This window comes from Brevundimonas sp., from assembly GCF_016463485.1.
Classification (GTDB): Bacteria; Pseudomonadota; Alphaproteobacteria; order Caulobacterales; family Caulobacteraceae; genus Brevundimonas.
The window spans coordinates 1-3,394 of record NZ_JAEMRD010000220.1 but is presented as its reverse complement, the minus strand read 5'-3'; the positions used below and the strand labels follow the sequence as shown (position 1 = coordinate 3,394).

General features: G+C 67.4%; 4 protein-coding genes and 1 pseudogene. All 5 read left to right on the top strand.

All coding sequences use genetic code 11. The annotated features are described in order from the left end of the window. Positions 1–548, top strand: a pseudogene (gene nadE / locus JHC99_RS18095) (NAD(+) synthase); the annotation flags it as partial. Between the two features lie 192 nt (positions 549–740). Further along, positions 741–965, top strand: coding sequence for an alkylphosphonate utilization protein (locus JHC99_RS18090; protein WP_292156071.1), 225 nt, complete (start codon positions 741–743; stop codon positions 963–965). Between the two features lie 153 nt (positions 966–1,118). Continuing rightward, positions 1,119–2,171 (top strand): GTPase ObgE, encoded by a 1,053-nt coding sequence (gene obgE, locus JHC99_RS18085; protein ID WP_292156070.1) that lies wholly within the window; start codon positions 1,119–1,121, stop codon positions 2,169–2,171. Between the two features lie 116 nt (positions 2,172–2,287). Beyond that, entirely contained in the window at positions 2,288–2,950 is a 663-nt protein-coding gene (locus JHC99_RS18080; protein WP_292156069.1) for a nicotinate-nucleotide adenylyltransferase, read from the top strand. Between the two features lie 125 nt (positions 2,951–3,075). Then, on the top strand, positions 3,076–3,394 hold a 319-nt coding region (rsfS, locus tag JHC99_RS18075), incomplete at its 3' end, for a ribosome silencing factor (RefSeq protein WP_292156068.1).

The window sequence follows — 3,394 nt, the reverse complement described above, 5'->3', positions numbered from 1 at the left end:
ACCACATGAGCCACTACAACGTCAACGGCGGGGTGGCGAAGACCCTGATCCGGCATCTGATCCGCTGGGTCGCGGGCCGGGACGACATGGCGAACGCCGCCGACACCCTGAACGCCATCCTCGACACCGAAATCTCGCCCGAACTGGTCCCCGCCGGTGCGGACGGGAAGATCCAGTCCACCGAGGCCACCGTCGGCCCCTATGCGTTGAACGACTTCTTCATGTTCTACATCACCCGGTTCGGCCTGAAGCCCTCCAAGGTCGCCTATCTGGCCCATCAGGCCTGGGGCGACGCCGCGCGCGGGGCCTGGCCGATCAACACCCCGGATGAGGAAAAGGTCGAATACGACCTGGGCACCATCAAGTCCTGGCTGCGCAAATTCCTGATCCGCTTCTTCCAGACCAGCCAGTTCAAACGCTCGGCCCTGCCCAATGGCCCCAAGGTCGTCACCGGCGGTTCCTTGAGCCCCCGCGGCGACTGGCGCGCGCCTTCAGACGGCAATGCGAGGGTCTGGCTGGACGAACTCGACGCGAATGTGCCGGACTGAAGCTTCTTCTTTCGTCATCCTCCGGCGCGAAGCGACCGGGGGACCCAGCGGCCTGCGAGAGCAGGACACTGTCACGCACACATCCGGCTGAGAGCTCGACCGGAAAGATCGCCTTCGGTGCCGCTGGGTCCCCCGGTCTCGCGACGCTCGCCGGAGGATGACGAAAGGAGGAGGGTACGCTATGGCCCGCCCATGACCGACACCCCGACCAAGGATTCCAACGGCAACATCCTGGCCGACGGCGACAGCGTGACCCTGATCAAGGACCTCAAGGTCAAGGGGTCGGGCGGGGTGACGCTGAAGCGCGGCACCCTGGTCAAGAACATCCGCCTGACCGACGACGAGGCCGAGATCGAGGCCAATGTCGACAAGGTGCGCGGCCTCGTCCTCCGGACCGAGTTCGTCCGAAAGGCCTGACGCGAGTGCGCTCAAGTCGCGAGGCTCCGCGAGGCGAGCATAGCGCGCTCAACTTGGGATGCCTGTAAATCGCCGCTCTCTTCAGCTATAGGGCCTGCGCTCAAGCAGCGAGCGACCGCGTCGCGAGCGTTAGCGCCCTGAAAAGTCTCCCCGATGAAATTCCTCGACCAGGCCAAGATCTACATCCGTTCCGGTAACGGCGGGGCAGGCTCCGTCTCGTTCCGGCGCGAGAAATTCATCCCCAACGGCGGCCCGGACGGCGGCGACGGCGGCAACGGCGGCTCGGTCTGGATCGAGGCGGTCGAGGGGCTGAACACCCTGATCGACTATCGCTATCGCCAGCATTTCAAGGCCGACACCGGCCACCATGGCCAGGGCCGCCAGATGCACGGCGCCAAGGGCGAGGACGTGGTGCTCAAGGTCCCGGTCGGCACCCAGGTGCTGGGCGAGGACAAGGAGACGGTCGTGCTGGACATGGTCGAGATCGGCCAGAGCGAATGTCTGCTGCGTGGCGGCAACGGCGGCTGGGGCAATGTCCGCTTCAAGGGACCGGGCAACCAGGCCCCGCGCCACGCCAATCCGGGCCAGGAAGGCCAGGAGATGTGGATCTGGCTGCGGTTGAAACTGATCGCCGACATCGGTCTGGCGGGCCTCCCCAACGCCGGCAAGTCGACCTTCCTCGCCGCGTCCTCGGCGGCCCGGCCCAAGATCGCGGACTATCCGTTCACCACCCTGGCCCCCAACCTGGGCATGGTCGATCTGTCGCCGGGCGAACGGTTCGTGATCGCCGACATCCCCGGCCTGATCGAGGGCGCGTCCGAGGGCGCGGGCCTCGGCGTCCGGTTCCTGGGTCATGTCGAACGCTCGGCCTCGCTGATCCATCTGGTCGACGGCACCCAGGACGATGTGGCGAGCGCCTACCGCATCATTCGCGGCGAGCTGGATGCCTATGGCGAGGGCCTGGCCGACAAGACCGAAATCCTGGCGCTGAACAAGATCGACGCCCTGTCCCCCGACGAGCGCCAGGCCAAGGCCGCCGAGCTTGAGGCCGCCTCCGGCAAGCGCCCCATGCTGGTCTCGGGCGTCTCGGGCGAAGGCGTGCCCGAACTGCTCCGTGCCGCCTGGGCCGAGGTGCGCAAGAACCGTGGCGAGATCGACGAAGAGGGCGACGTGATCCCATCGACCGCCGCAGGCTGGGCCCCCTGAAGGCGTCCGTCTCTGCTGCACTGCGTCAAGGAATCTGACGCGACAGTCCGTTCCCGGCGTGTTAGCGCAAGACTGAGCATAAGCCGCCTTCCTCGTAACGCCGAGCGCCGACCGCCTTGTCCTTCTTCCACGCCGGTCCCGCGCCCCAGACGTCCGGCCCCCGCGCCGGTGCCTTGCGCGACGGGCTGAACCTCGCGCCCGGAATGCGGGTCGGCCTGTTCGGCGGCTCGTTCAACCCGGCCCACGACGGCCATGCCCACGTCGCCGAGACGGCCATGAGCCGGTTGCAGCTCGATCGCGTCGTCTGGCTGGTCTCGCCCCAGAACCCGCTCAAGGGCCGGCATGAGACCGCGCCCCTGGCCGATCGCATGGCCTCGGCCCGGACCCACGCCCACGGCCCGGCCATGGTCGTCTCGGATTTCGAGACCCGCGCCGGCACCACCTGGACCATCGACACCCTGCGCACGCTCAAGGCTCGCTATCCCAATGTGCATTTCGTCTGGCTGATGGGCTCGGACAATCTCGAAAGCTTCCATCGGTGGCGCGGCTGGACCGACATCATGCGAATGATGCCGGTGGCGGTTGTCGCCCGGCCGGGCTCGATGCTGGAGAGCCGTGCGGCCCCGGCGGCGCGTCGGTTCGCCGGTTTCCGGGTCTCGTCGGACGAGGCGCGGGTGTTGGCCGACATGTCCGCCCCGGCCTGGACCTATCTGACGGCGCCGCTGAATCTCAGCTCGTCCACGGCGATCCGCAGGGCGGCCCTGTCCGGCCCCGCTTGAGTCACGTGACCCCGGGTCCCATCTGTGCTAGACACCCGCTTTAGTCACCACCCCGGAGCCCTCCGCTGACCCCCTCGCCCGCGTACGATACGCATGAAGACGCCGTTTCCAACACGGCCCACGAGATGGACGATTTCGAGCCCATCCGCACCGAAGACGGGGAAGAGGGTTCGGGTTTCGACGGTCCGCGCGTGGCCTTGCCCGCCGGCAGCAACGCCCTGGAAACCGCCATCCTCGCCAAGCTGGACGACGACAAGGCCCAGGACATCGTCCTGATCGACCTCAAGGGCAAGTCGCCCATGGCCGACACCATGATCGTGGCCTCTGGCCGGTCGCACCGCCACGTCGGCGCCCTGGCCGACCACCTGCTGCGCACCCTAAAGGAACACGGCCTGGGCAAGGCCAAGGTCGAGGGCCTGCCGCACTGCGACTGGGTTCTGATCG

Coding starts and splice junctions, on each gene's coding strand:
- obgE (WP_292156070.1), top strand. CDS start 1,119: ATGAAATTCCTCGACCAGGCCAAGATCTACATCCGTTCCGGTAACGGC.
- JHC99_RS18090 (WP_292156071.1), top strand. CDS start 741: ATGACCGACACCCCGACCAAGGATTCCAACGGCAACATCCTGGCCGAC.